The 18,173-nt window shown below is 54.7% G+C and carries 20 protein-coding genes; 6 read left to right on the forward strand and 14 right to left on the reverse strand.

The genetic code is table 11. The features are described 5' to 3' along the window. Nucleotides 1-36 precede the first annotated feature (36 nt). Complete coding sequence (locus tag ACFDAU_RS15730) at nt 37-1,458, reverse strand: form I ribulose bisphosphate carboxylase large subunit (RefSeq protein WP_413437843.1); 1,422 nt, start codon at nt 1,456-1,458, stop codon at nt 37-39. A gap of 157 nt (nt 1,459-1,615) precedes the next feature. On the opposite strand from ACFDAU_RS15730, the gene ACFDAU_RS15735 reads away from it, so the two are divergent. Beyond that, entirely contained in the window at nt 1,616-2,521 is a 906-nt protein-coding gene (locus ACFDAU_RS15735; protein WP_413437844.1) for a LysR family transcriptional regulator, read from the forward strand. On the opposite strand, the gene ACFDAU_RS15740 is transcribed toward ACFDAU_RS15735, so the two are convergent. The 4 genes from ACFDAU_RS15740 to hemC are packed head-to-tail and all read right to left on the reverse strand — an operon-like array spanning nt 2,522 to nt 5,890. After that, nucleotides 2,522-3,145, reverse strand: coding sequence for a heme biosynthesis HemY N-terminal domain-containing protein (locus tag ACFDAU_RS15740; RefSeq protein ID WP_413437845.1), 624 nt, complete (start codon nt 3,143-3,145; stop codon nt 2,522-2,524). It abuts the gene before it with no gap. Then, nucleotides 3,145-4,170 (reverse strand): uroporphyrinogen-III C-methyltransferase, encoded by a 1,026-nt coding sequence (locus tag ACFDAU_RS15745; RefSeq protein WP_413437847.1) that lies wholly within the window; start codon nt 4,168-4,170, stop codon nt 3,145-3,147. Before ACFDAU_RS15745 ends, ACFDAU_RS15740 begins: the two co-directional genes overlap by 1 nt. Further along, nucleotides 4,167-4,940: a uroporphyrinogen-III synthase gene (locus tag ACFDAU_RS15750; protein ID WP_413437848.1), complete on the reverse strand. Its 774-nt coding sequence runs from the start codon at nt 4,938-4,940 to the stop codon at nt 4,167-4,169. Before ACFDAU_RS15750 ends, ACFDAU_RS15745 begins: the two co-directional genes overlap by 4 nt. Continuing rightward, on the reverse strand, nt 4,937-5,890 hold the full coding sequence (gene hemC, locus ACFDAU_RS15755; RefSeq protein ID WP_413437849.1) for a hydroxymethylbilane synthase: 954 nt from the start codon (nt 5,888-5,890) through the stop codon (nt 4,937-4,939). Before hemC ends, ACFDAU_RS15750 begins: the two co-directional genes overlap by 4 nt. A 60-nt stretch (nt 5,891-5,950) precedes the next feature. Here hemC and ACFDAU_RS15760 point away from each other — a divergent pair, with 60 nt between their 5' ends. Next, nucleotides 5,951-6,454 (forward strand): thioredoxin family protein, encoded by a 504-nt coding sequence (locus ACFDAU_RS15760; protein ID WP_413437850.1) that lies wholly within the window; start codon nt 5,951-5,953, stop codon nt 6,452-6,454. Here the strand turns inward: ACFDAU_RS15760 and ACFDAU_RS15765 are convergent. Further along, nucleotides 6,439-7,203, reverse strand: coding sequence for a LytR/AlgR family response regulator transcription factor (locus ACFDAU_RS15765; protein ID WP_413437851.1), 765 nt, complete (start codon nt 7,201-7,203; stop codon nt 6,439-6,441). The two genes, ACFDAU_RS15760 and ACFDAU_RS15765, sit on opposite strands and share 16 nt — an antisense overlap. Beyond that, a complete protein-coding gene (locus tag ACFDAU_RS15770; protein WP_413437852.1) occupies nt 7,200-8,219 on the reverse strand; it encodes a sensor histidine kinase in 1,020 nt (339 codons plus the stop codon). The genes ACFDAU_RS15765 and ACFDAU_RS15770 overlap by 4 nt, the downstream gene beginning before the upstream one ends. A gap of 95 nt (nt 8,220-8,314) precedes the next feature. Here ACFDAU_RS15770 and argH point away from each other — a divergent pair, with 95 nt between their 5' ends. Then, nucleotides 8,315-9,709 (forward strand): argininosuccinate lyase, encoded by a 1,395-nt coding sequence (gene argH / locus ACFDAU_RS15775; RefSeq protein WP_413437853.1) that lies wholly within the window; start codon nt 8,315-8,317, stop codon nt 9,707-9,709. On the opposite strand, the gene ACFDAU_RS15780 is transcribed toward argH, so the two are convergent. The 4 genes from ACFDAU_RS15780 to cyaY form a co-directional block, all read right to left on the reverse strand. Continuing rightward, nucleotides 9,706-10,458, reverse strand: coding sequence for a Crp/Fnr family transcriptional regulator (locus ACFDAU_RS15780; protein ID WP_413437854.1), 753 nt, complete (start codon nt 10,456-10,458; stop codon nt 9,706-9,708). The two genes, argH and ACFDAU_RS15780, sit on opposite strands and share 4 nt — an antisense overlap. A gap of 160 nt (nt 10,459-10,618) precedes the next feature. Continuing rightward, on the reverse strand, nt 10,619-12,055 hold the full coding sequence (locus ACFDAU_RS15785; protein ID WP_413437855.1) for a diguanylate cyclase domain-containing protein: 1,437 nt from the start codon (nt 12,053-12,055) through the stop codon (nt 10,619-10,621). A 500-nt stretch (nt 12,056-12,555) separates the two neighbouring features. Beyond that, entirely contained in the window at nt 12,556-13,140 is a 585-nt protein-coding gene (locus ACFDAU_RS15790; RefSeq protein ID WP_124705514.1) for a MarR family winged helix-turn-helix transcriptional regulator, read from the reverse strand. A 40-nt stretch (nt 13,141-13,180) separates the two neighbouring features. Further along, nucleotides 13,181-13,495, reverse strand: a complete 315-nt coding sequence (cyaY, locus tag ACFDAU_RS15795) for an iron donor protein CyaY (protein WP_124705513.1) — start codon at nt 13,493-13,495, stop codon at nt 13,181-13,183. 58 nt (nt 13,496-13,553) lie between these two features. Between cyaY and lptM the strand changes: the two genes are divergently transcribed. Next, on the forward strand, nt 13,554-13,679 hold the full coding sequence (lptM, locus tag ACFDAU_RS15800; protein WP_124705512.1) for an LPS translocon maturation chaperone LptM: 126 nt from the start codon (nt 13,554-13,556) through the stop codon (nt 13,677-13,679). Beyond that, on the forward strand, nt 13,676-14,920 hold the full coding sequence (lysA, locus tag ACFDAU_RS15805) for a diaminopimelate decarboxylase (protein WP_413437856.1): 1,245 nt from the start codon (nt 13,676-13,678) through the stop codon (nt 14,918-14,920). Before lptM ends, lysA begins: the two co-directional genes overlap by 4 nt. A gap of 67 nt (nt 14,921-14,987) precedes the next feature. Here lysA and ACFDAU_RS15810 read toward each other — a convergent pair whose 3' ends face one another. The 3 genes from ACFDAU_RS15810 to msrP all read right to left on the reverse strand — a co-directional run bounded on the left by ACFDAU_RS15810 (nt 14,988) and on the right by msrP (nt 17,402). Beyond that, nucleotides 14,988-15,731, reverse strand: coding sequence for a hypothetical protein (locus ACFDAU_RS15810; RefSeq protein WP_413437857.1), 744 nt, complete (start codon nt 15,729-15,731; stop codon nt 14,988-14,990). 81 nt (nt 15,732-15,812) lie between these two features. Beyond that, a complete protein-coding gene (locus tag ACFDAU_RS15815; RefSeq protein ID WP_413437858.1) occupies nt 15,813-16,457 on the reverse strand; it encodes a sulfite oxidase heme-binding subunit YedZ in 645 nt (214 codons plus the stop codon). Nucleotides 16,458-16,469: 12 nt separating this feature from the next. Then, nucleotides 16,470-17,402: a protein-methionine-sulfoxide reductase catalytic subunit MsrP gene (msrP, locus tag ACFDAU_RS15820; RefSeq protein ID WP_413437859.1), complete on the reverse strand. Its 933-nt coding sequence runs from the start codon at nt 17,400-17,402 to the stop codon at nt 16,470-16,472. 436 nt (nt 17,403-17,838) lie between these two features. Between msrP and ACFDAU_RS15825 the strand changes: the two genes are divergently transcribed. Then, nucleotides 17,839-18,102 (forward strand): hypothetical protein, encoded by a 264-nt coding sequence (locus ACFDAU_RS15825; protein WP_413437860.1) that lies wholly within the window; start codon nt 17,839-17,841, stop codon nt 18,100-18,102. The last annotated feature ends 71 nt before the right edge of the window (nt 18,103-18,173 follow it).

Here is an 18,173-nt window from a genome sequence, read left to right on the forward strand (position 1 = left end):
CATGCCGGGACGCATCGCCCCGGCAAATGGTCACGATTATTTGTGGGCCACGTCCAGCTTGTCCACGGTGTCGAATTCGAACTTGATCTCTTTCCAGGTTTCCATGGCGATCTTGAGTTCCGGGCTGTGTGCGGCAGCTTTGTTCAGAATGTCTTTGCCTTCTTTCTCGATGGCAACACCCTGGTTGCGTGCTTCCACACAGGCTTCCAGCGCCACGCGGTTGGCGGCGGCGCCAGCAGCGTTGCCCCACGGGTGGCCGAGCGTGCCGCCACCGAATTGCAGCACGGAATCGTCACCGAAGATGTTCACCAGTGCGGGCATGTGCCACACGTGAATACCACCAGAAGCTACCGGCAGCACGCCAGGCATCGAACCCCAGTCCTGATCGAAGAACAGGCCGCGGCTACGGTCTTCCTTGATGAACTCGTCGCGCATGGTGTCGATCCAGCCCAGCGTGGCTTCGCGGTCGCCTTCCAGCTTGCCGACCACGGTACCCGAGTGCAGGTGATCACCACCCGACAGACGCAGCACTTTGGTCAGCACGCGGAAGTGGATACCGTGGTGCGGGTTGCGGTCGAGTACGGCGTGCATGGCGCGGTGGATGTGCAGCAGCATGCCGTTGTTGCGACACCAGTTGGCCAGACCTGTGTTGGCTGTCAGGCCTCCAGTCAGGTAGTCGTGCATGATGATCGGCGCGCCGATTTCCTTGGCAAATTCAGCCCGCTTGTACATTTCTTCCGGGGTCGGAGCTGTCACGTTCAGGTAGTGGCCTTTACGCTCGCCAGTTTCGCGTTCGGCTTTCATTGTGGCTTCATGCACGAACTCGAAACGATCACGCCAGCGCATGAACGGCTGGCTGTTGACGTTCTCGTCGTCCTTGGTGAAGTCCAGACCACCGCGCAGGCACTCGTACACCGCGCGGCCGTAGTTCTTGGCAGACAGACCCAGCTTGGGCTTGATGGTGCAGCCCAGCAGCGGACGACCATACTTGTTCATCTTGTCGCGCTCGACCTGAATACCTTGAGGAGGACCACCACAGGTCTTCACGTATGCAACCGGGAAGCGGATATCTTCCAGACGCAATGCGCGTAACGCTTTGAAACCGAACACGTTACCAACCAGGGAGGTCAGCACGTTAACCACTGAACCTTCTTCGAACAGGTCGATCGGGTAAGCAACGAAAGCGTAGAAACAGGTGTCATCACCGGGTACGTCTTCGATGCGATAGGCACGGCCTTTGTAGTAATCCAGATCGGTCAGCAGATCGGTCCACACGGTGGTCCAGGTACCCGTTGATGACTCCGCAGCCACAGCGGCAGCGACTTCTTCACGGTCCACGCCCGCTTGCGGGGTAATCTTGAAGCACGCAAGGATGTCGGTATCCAGCGGCGTGTATTCCGGCATCCAGTAAGTCTGCCGGTATTCTTTCACACCGGCGTTGTATGTTTTAACGGCCATTACAACCTCCTAAAGTTAACGATGTACCCATCGAGACCTGCGCAACGCTTGTAGGCTTTTATTCGACAGTGGAAACAGTTTACTGGTATTAACCCATAATACATATTCAATCATTTTGATTGATACCATAAGGTTTAACTTATGGTATAAATACTGAATGTTACATCTCACTTTGCGGCAATTAAAAATTTTTGAATCCGTTGCGCGGCTGTTGAGCTATTCCCGCGCAGCGCGGGAATTGCATCTCTCCCAACCGGCTGTTTCAATGCAAATCAAGCTTTTGGAAGAAAATCTGGGACTGCCTCTGTTCGAGCAAATAGGCAAAAAGATTTATATGACCGAGGCTGGCCGGGAGATGTATTACTATAGTAAAGCCATTGCCGAGCAGCTGGGTGAAGCCGAACTGGTGCTGGCCGAACTCAAGGGGATGGAGCGTGGCAATCTGAAAATATCCGTGGCCTCCACCGCGAATTATTTCGCCACCCAACTGCTGGCCAGCTTTCGCCAAAACCATCCGCAAGTCACGGTTAATCTGGATGTCACCAACCGCGAGGCATTGCTGGGCCAGCTTGAGCAGAACGAAATTGATCTGGCGATAATGGGGCAGCCGCCTGACGGACATGACCTAATCGCGGAATCATTCATGGAAAATCCGCTGGTAGTGATCTCTGCTCCGGATAATCCTCTGGCTGGGCAAAAACGCATCCCGGTGAGTCGCCTGGCCAATGAAATACTGATTGTGCGTGAAGCCGGCTCGGGCACCCGCAGCGCTTCGGAGCGATTTTTCCAGACCCATCAAATCACCCCGCTAAGAGGCCTGGTAATGAATACCAATGAGGCCATCAAACAGGCCGTTCAAGCCGGCATGGGCCTGGCCGTGGTGTCCTTGCATACCGTTTCACTGGAACTGGAAACCCGCCGCCTGGCGTTACTCGATGTGGAATTTTTTCCAATCCAGCGCCACTGGTTCATTGTGCATCGCAAAAACAAGCGCCTGTCTGCAACAGCGCAGGCATTCAAGCGATTCTTGCTGGATGAAGGTAAGGCAAAGCAAGCCGATTAGCTACACTGCCTGCTGCTGGTCTTTCAGCATTTGATGTGCGCGCGCTTCGAGCTTCTCCAGAACCCCATGTTTGGGATCAAGGATTGCGGCCTGTTTAAGGCGGACCAGGGCAGCATCGGCACGCCCTTCGCCCAGCAGACAGTCTGCCTCGGTTATCAGCCGCACCATTGCCTGGTCGGGCGCCAACTGTTCCAGCTGTGCCAGGTATCCATCGCGGCGTGAATATGCCTTGGTTTCATGCGCAGCACGTGCGGCAATCAACGTTGCCTGCCATTGCGTAGAATCCAGCGAGAGCGCTTCGGCCGCGCGGTTTTCAGCCCGGTTATAACGCATTTCCAGCAACGCCGTGAGCGCCTCGCTGAGCGCCTCGCGCGACTTTTGCTCGCGTTGCCTGGCGCGGAAAGTGCGGACTTGTTCCGGCAGGCGCAAGGTTGCCGAGGCAAGACGAAAAAACAGATGACCCAGCACCAGCAAGACCAGGAATACCGCCACCATCAGCGTGAGCGAGAGCTCTACCCGATAGGGCGGGTACACCAGAACGGCATAACCCGGGTCGTATTTGCCCGCCATGGTAAAGCCCACCGCCAGGGCGAAAAGCACAACAATCCAGATGAGCGCACGCATTAATGCTTACGCCCGATGCGGCTCGCCTGCAACGCCGCGAGACTTTCCGACAGGCTAGGCAATTGGATGCTGACCGGGCTATTGGCCAATTTACCAAGGCTGATCAAGGCCCTCGCCACCCGCGCGTCGCTACCGTTGAAATAACGCTTCACCCAATTCTGGGCATCCAGCAGATCGGATTTGTAACTGACTTCATCGTGCGCCAACAACGCGATGCGCGCGGTGAGCAGGCGCAACTTGAGATTTTGTCGCAGGAAATAAACTTGTGTCGGCGCCAGCAATGCAGTGTCTGGAGTATCCATGCGCCGCACCTGCACCAGACCCTTGAGTTCTTGCAGGATTTCACGCCCAAAGCGGTTGGCGGCGCCAGTCACTTGAGGATGCTGGCTGCGCGGTTGGACCACCGGAATTTCATGTTCGCTGGCAATCGGCAGATCATCCACATCGGCTATCAATTCATCCAGACGCTGCGCAATGCCCACTGTATCAATCTGGGGTACTTCCTGCAGACGCAGGATATCGTCATTGATCGCACGCTGCAGTGCCGCAAACTGGGGTTTGTTCAGGCGTTCCAGCCGCGTCTCCGCACTCCGCAATGCGATCAGCGCGGCCTTGGCATTGCCTGCCAGCTGCAATTGCTGGCTGGCAGACAGCACGATCTGCTCTATATCCGCCAGGGTCCACTCATCACGGCTACGCGCCAAATCCTGATACAAGGCTTCCAGCGCCAACTGCTGATTTTGTGAATCGGCCAGCTTGCCCTGAATTTCCCCCAGCTTGACCGACAGTTCGCGCGTGCTTTCTATCGCCTGCTTGCTCAACACCCGGCTTTCCTGCTCAACATTGTTGGATGCTGCCAGGCGTTGCCCTAATTCAATCTGCAACTGGCGGATACGGTTATTGCTATCCCACCACTGCCAGCCGGCTATTCCCAGCGCCAGCAATGCCACTATCAGTGCGGGCCGGATACGCCCAAGATTGTCGAGCAAATCCGGTTTGTCGACGGTTTGTGGCTGTTCGATCATGGATGGACCCTGAACCATTCAATCATACCCTGTACCAGCCCCTCGTCCCCTGAGGGGGTGACCATAGCCTGTTCCAGCCCAAGTTCACGCGTAACTTCCAGGATGCGGGGGTGCGGCACAAACACGGGCGTGGTTTTCAGCCATTGCCGCCCCAGCTTGCCCAACATATCGTAGAGATTACGCAAGCCTTCCGCACTGGTAACCGTCACCGCGTTAATTTCATTACGCGACCACTGGCGTAGCAATCCGCCCGCCGATGCATCCGGACGGCTGCGCCGGTAGCATTCGGCATATTCGATACTGGCACCGCGGGCGGCCAGGGTGTCGCCCAGCACCTCACGGCCGCCGTCGCCGCGAAAAATGACGATACGTTGACCCGCCACATTTTGCAGCTCGGGCATTTCCAGCAGATTCTCGCTATCGAAGCGGGCTGTTGGCGCAATGATATCGGTGATGCCAAAGTGTTTCAGTTCCTTGCTGCTGCCGCGGCCGATGGCGGCGATTTTGAGCGTGGCCGGCAGTTCACGGCGCGACTTGATCAGGTTCATCGCCTTGTTCACCGCATTCGGACTGATGAAAATAGCGAGATCCACGCTATCCAGCCGGTCAATCAGCTCATACAACGGCTGCAGGTCGGCTGCGTCCAGGATTTCCAGCACCGGGAATAGCACCGGCTTGCCCGCCGCGGCAATAATCAGTTCAGCCAGATGCGCCGCCTGATGGGCGGGCCGCGTTACCAGTACGCCGCGTCCATTCAATGAGGTACTCATGCTGATAACGCCGCGAGGATTGCACCCGCACCCAGAGCCAGGAGTTGATCCGCCAATTGACAGCCCAGGCGTTCCGCATCCTCGCATGGCCCGGACACACTGCCGCTGATGATGCGGCTGCCATCAATTTCCGCGACGAAACCGCGCAAATTGAGAATACCATCGGCAATCTGCGCATAACCACCCAGAGGCACCTGGCAACTGCCTCCCAGGGCGCGGCTCATGGCACGTTCGGCTCGGACGCAGTCGGCGGTGGCACTATGATTAAGCGGTGCCAGCAAAGCCACCAGATCCTCGCGCCCGGCCAGACACTCGATGCCCAGCGCGCCCTGACCGACTGCTGGCAAACTCTGCTCGGGACTGATTTCATTGCGGATGCGTGCGCCCAATCCCAGCCGTTTAAGCCCAGCGGCGGCAAGAATGATGGCGTCATACTGGCCTTCATCGAGCTTGCGCAAGCGAGTCTGTACATTGCCGCGCAGTGGCTCAATTATCAATTGCGGAAAACGTGCGCGTAACTGGCATTCGCGCCGCAGACTGGATGTGCCGACTCGTGCCCCTGCAGGTAACGCGTCGAGGCTGGCATAGGTGCCGGAGACAAACGCATCGCGCGGGTCTTCGCGCTCGCCAATCGCCGCGAGCTGGAAACCTTCCGGTAAATTCATCGGCACGTCTTTGATGGAATGCACGGCAATGTGCGCGCGCCCTTCCGCCATCGCCGTTTCCAGTTCCTTGACGAATAAACCCTTTCCGCCAATTTTACTCAGAGGTGAATCGAGAATCTGGTCACCCTGAGTCGTCATCCCCAGGATACGCACCCGCATGGCCGGATAAAGCGCACGCAGACGCTCGGCAACGTGTTCTGCTTGCCACAGGGCAAGTGCGCTCTCGCGCGAAGCGATGATCAATTCATCCGGGGTGATTGGGGGGTGGTTTGGACTATTTAACAAAGGACGGCCTGCACGTAAAATGGAGCATCAATTAGCGTATTTGCGCTTGGAGCAATGACAATGATGAAATTGGCAACGTTATTTCTTTTAGGAATTCTAGCATGGACCGGCCTATCCCCGGCGCGTGCAGAAACCCCAAACGTTCCTTACAGCACCAACCTGAAAGCCGATGCGGAACTGGCAAAAAGCCGCGGCGTGCCCATCATGGTAATGTTTGGCTCGCCGCATTGCCCTTACTGCGAGCGCCTGCTCAGTGAGTTTCTGCTGCCCATGCAGCGCAATCCGGAGTATGCCAAAAAAGTGCTGATGCGCCGGGTAGAAGTTGGCAGTTCGCAAAGCCTGATTGATTTCAACGGCAAACCGACCACCCAGGGTGATTTTGCCAAACTGCACCGGATAGGACTCTCACCTACCGTGGTCGTATTTGACTACCGCGGCAACCCGGTCTCTGCACCGCTCATCGGTTTGGGAACGGTGGATTACTACGGTGCCTTTCTGGATGCCGCAATTGATGCCGGACTGACCAAGGTTGCCAGCAATAAATCGCCTCAGCGCTTGAACTGACGGATAACCGCATACTGCCGGCGACTGACCGGCAGGGTCTCATCCAGCCCCTTCAGCAGCACCACCCAGCCAGCCGGCTCCGTGCTTTCACTTTCACCAGGCCGAATCACAAACCCCTCGATGGCGCTACGCGCCACCAGGCTGTTGCGGTGCACGCGCACGAATGTCTCACCGAACTCCTGCTCGAGGTTAATTAGCGACTCATCCAGAAGATAGGTATGGGTGAGGGTACGGGCAGCCACATATTTTTGCTCGGCACGCAGATAAATGACCTCTTCCACCGGCACCAGCAAAATCCGTCCGCGCTCGCATGCGCTGAGAAACCGCCGCGCTTCGCTATGATGTTGGCGTAATAGCGCAGTCGTGGCAGGATTAAGCGCCTGTGCCTTGCGCAGCGCCGTAACCAGCCGTTCGCTGCGTACCGGTTTGAGCAGATAATCGACCGCGCTCAATTCGAATGCCTGGATGGCATAGCTGTCATAGGCAGTCGCAAACACCACAGCGGGGGGCGTATCCAGCCTGCCCAGATGCTGGGCAAGTTCAAGCCCGTCCATCACCGGCATACGAATATCGAGCAGCACGACATCTACCGCAGTGTGTTCGAGCACTTGCAACGCCTGTACGCCATTGGCAGCCTCCCCCACCACCGTGGTCGGCAGTTCTGCAGCACAATCCGTCAGCAGGTCACGCAAACGATTGCGCGCCGGGGCTTCATCGTCCACGATGAGTATCTGCAATGGCACGCTCATTTCGCGGCTGTCCGATAAGGCAACGTGATATGCACCTGATAAGCTGCGTCGCGCACCTGGGTCTTGAGGCTGGCTTCGACGTCGAAATGCAGCATCAGGCGGTTTTTGATATTGCCCATTGCCATCTTGTTGCCGCCGTGATGGCGTCCTTCGCGCTGATACGGATTGCTGATCACCAGGTGTACCTGGCCATCGCTGCTATACAGATTGATGCTGATCTCGCCGGGCTGGCTGGCCGGTTCGATGCCGTGATACACGGCGTTTTCCACCAACGGCTGCAATATCAATGGCGGTATCAGCGCGTCACCCGGCATCTTGTCGATATGCCACGCCACTTGCAAACGCTCACCCAGACGCAATGCTTCCAGCTCCAGATATTGTTTGCACAATGCCACTTCGCTGGCCAGCGGTACCAGCTGGCGGTTATCGGCCATCAATACGCGGAACAGATCCGCCAGATTTTCCAGCGCACGTTCGGCGCGGCGCGGCTCGCTGCGCACCAGACTGAGAACCGCATTCAGGCTATTGAATAAAAAATGCGGGCGTATGCGCGCCTGTAATGCCTGTAAACGCGCTTCGGACAAGGCCGGGGATAGCGCTCGTCCACGCAGGTAAAAATAGCCCAGCAGCATGCCGGTTACCAGAATCACGTTGATCACATCGCGCAGGCCAAAAACATACAATGCGGTGTCGGCAAACAGTCTTGCCATCATGCCTTTCACTGCGGCATGGCAGACCAGCGCAAGCAGCAGTACCGCCACCACGCCTTTTTTGTAGGACAGGCGCACCAGCCAGGGCTTGCCCAGGCATAGCACTGCCAGCATCACCAACAGCGCCGGCTGTACCACTACCGACTGCTCGACAAACAGGCGCCACACACCATCGAGTGCATCGGCACGCAGCCAGGCCGCCGCCAGGGTCAGCCCCTCAACCCCAACCAGAATGCGCAGCGTAACACCCAGATTGCAGAAATCCGGTAACTGGGTGGGATAGTCGGAGGCGGTAGGCTTTGGCATAATCCGGGTATTGTGCAGCATTGTGCTGTCTTCGGCCAAAACTCTCCCGCCTTTAGTTTTCTGGCCGAACTCCTTTATTGATCAGGTTCCCAAATATGTCCCAGACACCGCTAGATACCCCGCCGCTGTGGTCAGGCCGTTTCACCGAACCAGTATCCGAGCGCGTCAAACGCTACACGGCTTCGATCGGGTTCGACTACCGGCTGGCCGAGTTCGATATTCAGGGTTCACTCGCTCACGCTGCCATGCTCGCCCATCAGCACATCATCAGCACCGACGACCTCGCCGCCATCCGGCGCGGCCTGGCCGAGATCCACGCGGAAATTCTGGCCGGGAGGTTCCAGTGGTCGCTGGACCTGGAAGACGTCCACCTCAATATTGAAAAAGCGCTCACCAGCAAAGTCGGCGATGCGGGCAAGCGCCTGCACACCGGCCGTTCGCGCAACGACCAGGTAGCGACCGACATCCGCCTCTACCTGCGCCACAATATCGATGGCCTGCTCGGCCTCATCCGCCAGGCACAAAGTGCGCTGCTCGACGTTGCCGAAGCCAACGCCGAGGTAGTGATGCCCGGTTTCACCCACCTGCAAGTGGCGCAGCCGGTGTCGTTCGGCCACCATCTCATGGCCTATTTTGAAATGTTGAAGCGCGACGCCGAGCGCCTCGCCGACTGCCGCAAACGCGTCAACCGCCTGCCGCTGGGGGCTGCCGCGCTGGCCGGCACCAGTTATCCGATTGACCGTGAAATGGTGGCGCGCGAACTCGGCTTTGACGGCGTCTGCGAGAACTCGTTGGACGCCGTTTCAGACCGCGACTTCGCCATCGAATTCACGGCGTGCGCCAGCCTCATCATGACCCATTTGTCGCGTCTGTCCGAGGAGTTGATTCTGTGGATGAGCCCACGCTTCGGCTTCATCGACCTGGCCGATCGCTTCTGCACCGGCTCCTCCATCATGCCGCAAAAGAAAAATCCGGACGTGCCCGAACTCATCCGTGGCAAGACCGGGCGCGTCAACGGTCATCTGGTGGCGCTGCTCACTCTGATGAAAGGCCAGCCGCTGGCCTACAACAAGGACAACCAGGAAGACAAGGAGCCACTGTTCGACACGGTGGACACGCTGATCGACACCCTCGCCATCGTCGCCGAAATGCTCCCCGGCATTCGCGTCAAGCCCGAAGCCATGCGTGCTGCGGCGCTACAGGGCTTCGCTACCGCTACCGATTTGGCCGATTATTTGGTGAAAAAAGGTCTCCCATTCCGAGATGCGCATGAAGCCGTGGCACTGGCGGTACGTCATGCAGAGACCAAAGGCTGCGATCTGGCAGATTTATCGATGACGGATTTGCAGCAATTCTCGCCCCTGGTGGAAGCGGATATTTACGCCGTACTGTCGCTGGAAGGCTCGATGAACAGCCGCGATCATATCGGCGGAACCGCGCCGGCGCAGGTAAGGGCAGCCATTGCACGAGGCAGACGCGCACTCAGTTAAGTAACGCACTGGGCCATCTCTCCGGTATGGCGGGGGATATTCAAGTCGGAGAAAAACCGCTCCGACTCTTTTTTCACGACGTCATAGCACTCGCAAACGTGAGTTTCCAAACCTGGTCTATCCAGGACCTTAATGTGCCCACGGCAGTAACTAATCAGGCCATCTGTTTGCAGCTTGCGCGCCGCTTCGGTGATGCTTTCGCGGCGTACACCGAGCATGTTTGAAATCAATTCCTGGGTCATGGCCAGGCTACCGGAATGGACGCGATCAAAATTTAACAGCAACCAGCGGCACAACTGCTGCTCGACCGAATGACGGCGGTTGCAGGCAGTCGTCTGAGCCATCTGGATGATGAGGGTTCGCGTATAACGCATCAATAGATGCTGCAATGATCCGCCTTGGTCAAACTCCTGTTTCAGCACTTTCGCCGGAAGACGGTAACCGTGACCGGCAGTCTGGATGGTTGCCATGGTGAGTGCCGCGTTATATCCCATGAAAATTGAAACATCCAGGACGCCTTCATTTCCCACTACCGCAACTTCCACAGACACTCCGTCTTCGAGGCTGCAAAGAAGCGAGGCTGTGGCGCTGGTGGGAAAATAGGCGTATTGCAATGCCTCATTACATTCGTACAGGACTTCCGTATAGGGCATGGACACGAGTTCAAGATGCGGAGCAATGCGCTCGAACTCTTCCGTATGCATCGCAGCGAGAAGATAATTCTGCCGTGGGTCGAAAATTTCAGTCATTTTGACTCTCCCGGTATTTATCTTTGACTTTGAATTGCCGGTCAAAATTGAATAATGGTTTTACTACTTTGAGTGCAATCTATAGGCGTAGTGATGACAAATCGGGCCAACTCGCCTTTACTTCCAACCTGAAGATGCTTCCTGTATAGGCAAATTCAGACTATCCACCGCCAAAAAATCCATCATTGCCGGCGCGGCGCAGGGTCTCTTTTTTATCAACAAACAGATGCGCGTTGCCTCCATTCGCCTTGACTCGATACATGGCGCAATCAGCCTGTTTGAGCAAAGTGTGGCTGTCCTCGCCATGCTCCGGATAAAATGCAACGCCTATGCTGGCCTGAATAGAGATATTGTGGCCGTCGATGGTGAGCGATTCGCTTAACAATGCGCTAATTTTTTCAAGTACTTTTTTTACGTCTCTGCGCAGCACGCTTTTTTCCAGGATCAGGCAGAACTCGTCTCCACCCAGACGTGCAACGGTATCCTCCTCGCGCAAGCACTGTTTGAGCCGCGAGGCGACCGTCTGCAAAACAGCATCTCCCGTTGCATGGCCGAAGGTGTCGTTGATAGTCTTGAAATGATCGATATCGAGCAGCATGAGAGTAAAACCCTCGCCACTGCGGAATGTGTGTGCTTGCGCTTGTTGCAACCGGTCCATGAACAAATTGCGATTTGGCAGGCCGGTCAAGCCGTCATAGTTGGCAAAGTGTTCCAGGCGTCGCATGATTTGTACCCGGTCGCTAACATCGCGGCCACTGGCAATGAAGTGAGTCGTTTTTCCGCAGGCATTACGGAAGGGGCGAATGATCTTGTCCTCATAGAAGTGCGTGCCGTTTTTGTGGCGGTTCATAAACTGACCGCGAAAAGTCGCATTGGCCTGCAAAACTTCCCACATCTGCGCATACAACTTCTCCTCATTTACTCCCGCTTTGACAATGGCATGAGTGCGCCCCAAGACTTCTTCTTTTCGATATCCGGTCAGAACCTCAAATGCCGGATTGACATATACAATCACACCATCAGCGTCAGTGATCGCCACCGCATCACCGCTCAATTCCGAGACTTCCTGAATGCGCAGCAGTTTTTCCTCCTCGTTTGCATGAGCATGCGGCGTACGTAGTTCGAGCAGCAGCAGACAGCGTCCTTCCAGTTCCAGCGGCATGAGTGTCGCCTCCAGAGACAGCGTTCTGCCCTGGCTATCTTTCCCACTGCAGGCACGCCACTGACTGTTGCGAAACAGGAACGATGCATAAACCAGGTTATCGTCTGGGGCGGACTGACTGATAGGGAATTCCGGCAATAAATCTGTCACCGGCTTACCCACCAGCTCATGCAAGCTTGCGCCAAAGCCGTTTAGCATTGCAGGGCTGCAATATTTGATGCTGCCATTCACATCCAGCAGTAGTAACGCGCGTCCCAAATGCGCTTCGGTTAAGAAAGCTGTGTGCAATTCTTTTTTTGGTTTCATGTCTACCACACTGTTTTGTCGTTCAGATTCCTTTGGCAACACTTCACCAAAGCGAGGCGTTTTAAACGCGCTTCCGACATACTCCTGGTTTGGAGGATTGGATATTGGTTGTTGTTTTTTCTTCGCCATTTCCATTCCCTGTCGATTATCAGCATGCTACGGCGGCACATTATTTTTATGCGCGCGGTAACTCTCTAGATGTTTTTTAATAGGAATCTGCGTCGATCAGGGAACTAGCAAGATACGAACCAATTATAAAAAACACTTATGAAACAGTATGTTTCTTTGAAAATTTGGTACAGGCGAAGAGTTGAGGCGCTATTTTTGTCTCTTGTTTGAGACAATGAATACCCCTCGTTTCATAGTTTTATCCAATAAAACAAAGGGGTGCTAAGAATTCAAGGTGTCACTAAATAGCAACGAGGGTTAAGCTTAAAGCTGCTAAATAATAGGCCTTGTGCAATGCCAGCCTTCGGCAAAATGGCAAATTAATCGCCCTTGGCTATATATGGGGAACCCTTTTCGGCAGGTACGGGAAGATAGTGAACAGCGCAACTAATTCCGGGAGTGATCCCCTGGGGAGAGCGCGCTACCGAGTTTTCTGAGGTTTTAGGTTTTGATCGGTCCGCCTAACGCCGCGACTTCTGCCTGGGTTGGTGCTCCCGACATATCATCCGCGTATCATGCAAACTCAATTTTTCTTCAGTCAGACCGCAGCGGTAACTACGCGGGCCTTCATGCAAATTGTGTTGGCATGTATTGCATACACCAAAACTGCGGTTTCCTGCACCGAGTTGTAGCGCGAGCAACAACTCCTTGAGTACTGCCAGGGCAATCTTGCTGCGTTGCGGGGCTATGCGAGTAATGACTTGGGCCCAGTCTGGTAAAAGCTGAATGTCCTTTAATAGCTGTGCACCGGATTCACTCAATGCGAGGCGCACCAGACGTTTGTCATCCGTATCACCCTGGCGTTCTATCAGCCCGCGCCGGTGTAATAACAGCAGGCTTTGCGACACTGTGCCTTTAGTAAGGCCCAGGTATTCGGTCAATGCTTGAGGCGTATTGCTGTATCGGTTAGCAATAGCCAGATAAACCAGCGCCTGCAGGTGCACGGGTTGCAGGCCATGTTGACCGCCGGCTGCGCGCAGATTAACGCGCACCAGATTGCCCAGACGATCAATCAGGTCAAAAAATTGTGCGGCGCTTTTATCCATGACAAGATAGTATCGCCGCCATACTATTTTTTCAAACCAATTAAAAAGAAATTTCGCCGCCACCTTGCTGTGCTATCAAGCTGGCCAGCGTCTGCATCAGTTCGCTACCGTCACGTGTGTTACGCCAGGCATTGTCCTGCCAACGGTAGTGAAACCCTCCCGATTTGGCAGCAACCCAGATTTCCTGGTTTGCACCTTGGCGGTTGATAATGATCTTGCTGCCGTTGTCGAATTCGATTTCCAGCACCTCGCCGGCAGCCAATTCATAATCCAGGTCGTTATCGGCATGCTCCAGCACCGATTCGATATGGGCAAAGGCGGCATCAGCCAGTTGGCGGTATTCAGTTTCGGTCATGGTAAAATGCGCTGCGTAATTTATGAACAGACGTTCCCGCCCACCTTGAAAGGCTCCCATGCGACACCGCACCTTATCCTATTGCGCGGCCTGTTTGTTGCTGCTGATGCTGTCAGCGTGCGGCACGAAAGGCGCTTTATATCTTCCCGAAAAACCCGCGACTACGCAACCCGCCGCTAAATGAACCCACTCTCGCTGCAATACAATCATCTCCACATTGAGTCAGCCGACCTGGTAACCATTGCCGAGACCTACGCTACACCCTGCTATGTGTATTCGCACGCGGCGTTGACCCAGGCATTTCAAGCTTTTGAACACGCATTGCATGGTCACGACCATTTGATCTGTTATGCGATGAAGGCCAATCCGAACCTCGCCATTCTGAGACTGTTCGCGGACTTGGGAGCCGGGTTCGATATTGTCTCGGGAGGTGAATTGCAGCGCGTCATGGCGGCCGGGGGCAATCCGGGCAAAGTGGTATTTTCCGGCGTGGGCAAAACAGCAGATGAAATGCGCCTGGCGCTGGACTGCGGGATTTTATGTTTTAACGTGGAATCCGAAGCCGAGCTGCAGCGCCTCAATGAGGTGGCCGGCGCTATGAACAAGATTGCTCCGGTGAGCTTGCGCGTCAATCCGGACGTGGATGCCAATACCCATCCGTATATTTCCACCGGCCTTAAGGGTAACAAGTTTGGCGTGGCTCATGAAGACGCACTCCGTTTGTATCGCCTGGCAGCATCTTTGCCGAACCTGAAAATTAAGGGCATTGACTGCCATATTGGGTCACAACTCACCGAGACGCGCCCGTTTGCGGATGCCCTGGATCGCGTACTGACTCTCGTGGACGCACTGGAAGCTGAAGGCATTGAGCTGCATCATCTCGATCTCGGCGGGGGTCTCGGCATTCGTTATCAGGATGAGACACCGCCGCCGGTAGCGGACTATATCGCTGCCTTGCTCGATAAGCTGAAAGGTCGTGTACACACCATTCTGCTGGAACCGGGGCGAGCTTTGGTCGGCAATGCAGGCTTGTTGTTGACCCGTGTGGAATATATCAAGCACGGCATGGAAAAAAACTTTGCCATCGTCGACGCGGCAATGAATGACCTGATGCGTCCCGCACTCTACGACGCGCACCATGACATCGTGCCAGTCGTGCCCCGCGACGGCAACGGTGAGGTATATGAGGTGGTTGGCCCAGTGTGCGAGAGCGGTGACTTCCTCGGTCATGAACGCCGTCTCGATCTGCGCCAGGGTGACCTGCTCGCCATCCTTTCTGCCGGAGCCTACGGCATGTCCATGAGCTCCAACTACAACTCACGTACCCGTGCTGCCGAAGTCCTGGTCAGGGGGAAGGAAAGCTTCCTGATCCGTGAACGCGAAAAAATTGAAGATTTATTCTCCCTCGAACACCCCCTGCCCTGATTGTAGCGAACCGCTATTGTTTTGATTCGACACTATATTTGCAAAAAATATTTTCAATTTTTGCTATCTATGTTGCGCATTTAAAAAAAAACTGTTCTAGAATTAGCGGCACCAAGCGGAGAAGCGCGATCATCACCCATTTGCAATGTTTTTTTCGGGAGTTGAGAGCCGGATAAGTCGTAAATGCCCAACGTCTTGGAAGTGCATTTGCAAAACTCTGCACGAAGTGGCAACTCAGTTGTTTAACTTTTAGAGGAGAAATAGTGATGGCAACAACTGCAAAGAGTAGTACCAAGCCCGCAGTCAAAAAGGCGGCGCCCGCCAAAGCGGCGGCAAAGCCCGCAGCTAAAAAGGTGGTCGCTAAACCAGCAGCTAAAAAAGTTGCGGCCAAACCCGCAGCGAAAAAGGCTGTCGCTAAACCAGCAGCTAAAAAAGTTGCGGCCAAACCCGTAGCGAAAAAGGCTGTCGCTAAACCAGCAGCTAAAAAAGTTGCAGCCAAACCTGCAGCGAAAAAGGCTGTCGCTAAACCAGCAGCTAAAAAAGTTGCGGCCAAACCTGCAGCGAAAAAGGCTGTCGCTAAACCAGCAGCTAAAAAAGTTGCGGCCAAACCTGCAGCGAAAAAGGCTGTCGCTAAACCAGCAGCTAAAAAAGTTGCGGCCAAACCTGCAGCGAAAAAGGCTGTCGCTAAACCAGCAGCTAAAAAAGTTGCAGCCAAACCTGCAGCGAAAAAGGCTGTCGCTAAACCAGCAGCTAAACCTGTTGTGGCAAAGAAACCTGTTGTGAAGCCAGCCCCAGCGTTGGCACCCATCATGGCACCGAAACCCCTCGGCCCAACGGGTTCCTAAGCACAGATGCAACACTTGGGGCGGGGTAATCCCCGCCCTTTTTATTTCTACTCCGCGTTATGCTTGGGCATAACCGCCGGAATGCGGATCTGCGCTTTAAATACCAATCGAATTCCGAGCAGTGCCGCCAACACCAATGCATAGACCAGTGGTTGGGTAATGTCTTTTTTTACCAGCCACCAGTAATGCACGACTCCAAGCACGGCAATGGCATATATCAGCCGGTGTAGTCTTTGCCATTTTTTCCCGCCCAGACGTTTCATCATGGCATTGGTGGACGTCAGCGCGAGCGGTATCAATAACACAAAAGCAAGAAATCCTACGGTGATAAACGGACGCTTGATGACGTCTTTCACAACCATCTGCATGTCGAAGAATTGATCCAGCCAGATGTACGTCGTAAAGTGCAGGCAGGCATAAAAAAATGCGAACAAACCCAGCATCCGGCGCAAGCGAATCAGCCAGTTCCAGCCCGAGATTTTGCGTAGAGGCGTAATGGAAAGGGTAGTCAGCAAACCTACCAAGGTCCAGGTTCCTGTGGAATGGGTAATAAATTCGATCGGGTTGGCACCTAATCCATCATTGACTCCCAGCCACACCAGCCGGGCCAGTGGTAAAAGCCCGACTATAAAGAGCGTCGCTTTCGCAATAATAATCTGACGCGCTGACGGGTTCAGTAAAACGTTTCTCATACAGCCGCATTCCTAAAAGTTCTTGCGCAAATCCATGCCCTGATACAGCCGCGCGACCTGCTCACCGTAACCATTGAACATCTCGGTCTTGCGCTTGAAAAACTCGCCGATGCGGCGCTCCCTGGCCTGGCTCCAGCGCGGATGATCTACCTGGGGATTAACATTGGAATAGAATCCATATTCACTGGGCGCCGCACGCCCCCAGGCAGTTTTCGGCTGCTGTTCGACAAAGCGGATACGCACAATCGATTTGGCGCTTTTGAAACCATATTTCCATGGCACAACCAGTCGTACCGGCGCACCATTCTGGTTAGGCAGGGTTTGCCCATACAGACCCACTGCAAGAATAGTCAGCGGGTGCATGGCTTCATCCAGGCGCAAACCTTCAGTGTATGGCCAGTTCAGTACGCTGGAGCGCTGACCGGGCATCTGCGCCGGATCGTGCAGGGTAGTGAACTCCACATATCGGGCGCTACCGGTTGGCTCGACCTGACGAATCAGGTTGGCGAGCGCAAAGCCTTCCCAGGGGATCACCATCGACCACCCCTCTACACAGCGCAGGCGGTAGATGCGTTCCTCAATGGGAAATGCTTTTAACAAAGCGTCAATATCCCAGATCTTGGGACGCTTGACCGCGCCTTCCACCGAAATGGTCCACGGACGAGTGCGCAAGCCCTGGGCATTTTCGGCAGGGTCGGATTTATCGGTGCCGAATTCATAATAATTGTTGTAAGTGGTGACATCCTTATATGGCGTTTTTTCCTCACTGGTACTGTAAGGACTGCTCACTATGCCCGACAGCCGGGTGGTGGCCTCAGCTACGCCGGGCAACAACGCGCTTACCGCCAAGGCTGATCCAGCGCGCAAGAAATCACGACGCTTCAGATAAATTTCATACGGAGTAATCTCCGCTGCTTTTAACACATCGGCTTTCTTTATCAACATAGGAGCACCTTTTGTTTGGGATGGTGAGGCTTGATACCTCAACAGATCTTTTGCCATGCTACAGATTCAGTCACGAACGCATTCTGAGCTTACATGCGCTTGGTCGTCGTTCCCAGCAAAACCTTACAGATTCCTGCTATGCATTCAGTGATTTCATACAAGCGGTCTGTCCGGGTAGTAACAACGACTTCCTTCGGATAAACCGATTCAACTATGCCCAATTTTGTTCCATCCCAAGCCCATGTCTACCGATAGACCCTATTGAATGTGTCAGGTTCTCGGCAGCGTTGTTGATATCTCGTTTGAATTCCTGGTTTTGCGGATGTCATCGTTACTTCAAGTTCACCTGTTTTAATAGCTGTCATGCCCAACGCCCGATTGGCACGCATTGTGCAAGAGTCAGGCAAAAACCATTCATTACGCGGGAGGTAACATCGTGATCGCACTAGATAACAGGCAGGCAGTAATCGTTAGCGTATCCGAGCAGACAAACAGCGAAGATCGCGTGGTCATCACCCTGACCCCGGATAATTGCGTATTGGCACTCACTGCGCAGCAGGCGCGTGTGCTGTCCACACAGATCATTCAGGCAGTGCAACGCGTTGAAGTTAAAACCAGTCTCGCCCAGCCCAGGCAAGCCATGCGCCGTAATCAGATATCGCCCATGCGAAACATGGACAACGTTCTGCTGGTTAAATAGCTGGAGAACCCGGACGAGCGCAACGCGAACATGCTAATATTTAATAACGCATAATGATTCGGCTGACCGTA

Origin of the sequence: Sulfuriferula sp. GW1 (assembly GCF_047300855.1) — a bacterium.
Lineage (GTDB): Bacteria > Pseudomonadota > Gammaproteobacteria > Burkholderiales > Sulfuriferulaceae > Sulfuriferula.

Bases quoted from the DNA above. Each gene is read 5' to 3' on its own strand.
- ACFDAU_RS15730 (WP_413437843.1), bottom strand. From the start codon at position 1,458: ATGGCCGTTAAAACATACAACGCCGGTGTGAAAGAATACCGGCAGACT.
- ACFDAU_RS15735 (WP_413437844.1), top strand. From the start codon at position 1,616: ATGTTACATCTCACTTTGCGGCAATTAAAAATTTTTGAATCCGTTGCG.
- ACFDAU_RS15740 (WP_413437845.1), bottom strand. From the start codon at position 3,145: ATGCGTGCGCTCATCTGGATTGTTGTGCTTTTCGCCCTGGCGGTGGGC.
- ACFDAU_RS15745 (WP_413437847.1), bottom strand. From the start codon at position 4,170: ATGATCGAACAGCCACAAACCGTCGACAAACCGGATTTGCTCGACAAT.
- ACFDAU_RS15750 (WP_413437848.1), bottom strand. From the start codon at position 4,940: ATGAGTACCTCATTGAATGGACGCGGCGTACTGGTAACGCGGCCCGCC.
- ACFDAU_RS15760 (WP_413437850.1), top strand. From the start codon at position 5,951: ATGATGAAATTGGCAACGTTATTTCTTTTAGGAATTCTAGCATGGACC.
- ACFDAU_RS15765 (WP_413437851.1), bottom strand. From the start codon at position 7,203: ATGAGCGTGCCATTGCAGATACTCATCGTGGACGATGAAGCCCCGGCG.
- ACFDAU_RS15770 (WP_413437852.1), bottom strand. From the start codon at position 8,219: ATGCCAAAGCCTACCGCCTCCGACTATCCCACCCAGTTACCGGATTTC.
- argH (WP_413437853.1), top strand. From the start codon at position 8,315: ATGTCCCAGACACCGCTAGATACCCCGCCGCTGTGGTCAGGCCGTTTC.
- ACFDAU_RS15780 (WP_413437854.1), bottom strand. From the start codon at position 10,458: ATGACTGAAATTTTCGACCCACGGCAGAATTATCTTCTCGCTGCGATG.
- ACFDAU_RS15785 (WP_413437855.1), bottom strand. From the start codon at position 12,055: ATGGCGAAGAAAAAACAACAACCAATATCCAATCCTCCAAACCAGGAG.
- ACFDAU_RS15790 (WP_124705514.1), bottom strand. From the start codon at position 13,140: ATGGATAAAAGCGCCGCACAATTTTTTGACCTGATTGATCGTCTGGGC.
- cyaY (WP_124705513.1), bottom strand. From the start codon at position 13,495: ATGACCGAAACTGAATACCGCCAACTGGCTGATGCCGCCTTTGCCCAT.
- lptM (WP_124705512.1), top strand. From the start codon at position 13,554: ATGCGACACCGCACCTTATCCTATTGCGCGGCCTGTTTGTTGCTGCTG.
- lysA (WP_413437856.1), top strand. From the start codon at position 13,676: ATGAACCCACTCTCGCTGCAATACAATCATCTCCACATTGAGTCAGCC.
- ACFDAU_RS15810 (WP_413437857.1), bottom strand. From the start codon at position 15,731: ATGATGGGTGCCAACGCTGGGGCTGGCTTCACAACAGGTTTCTTTGCC.
- ACFDAU_RS15815 (WP_413437858.1), bottom strand. From the start codon at position 16,457: ATGAGAAACGTTTTACTGAACCCGTCAGCGCGTCAGATTATTATTGCG.
- msrP (WP_413437859.1), bottom strand. From the start codon at position 17,402: ATGTTGATAAAGAAAGCCGATGTGTTAAAAGCAGCGGAGATTACTCCG.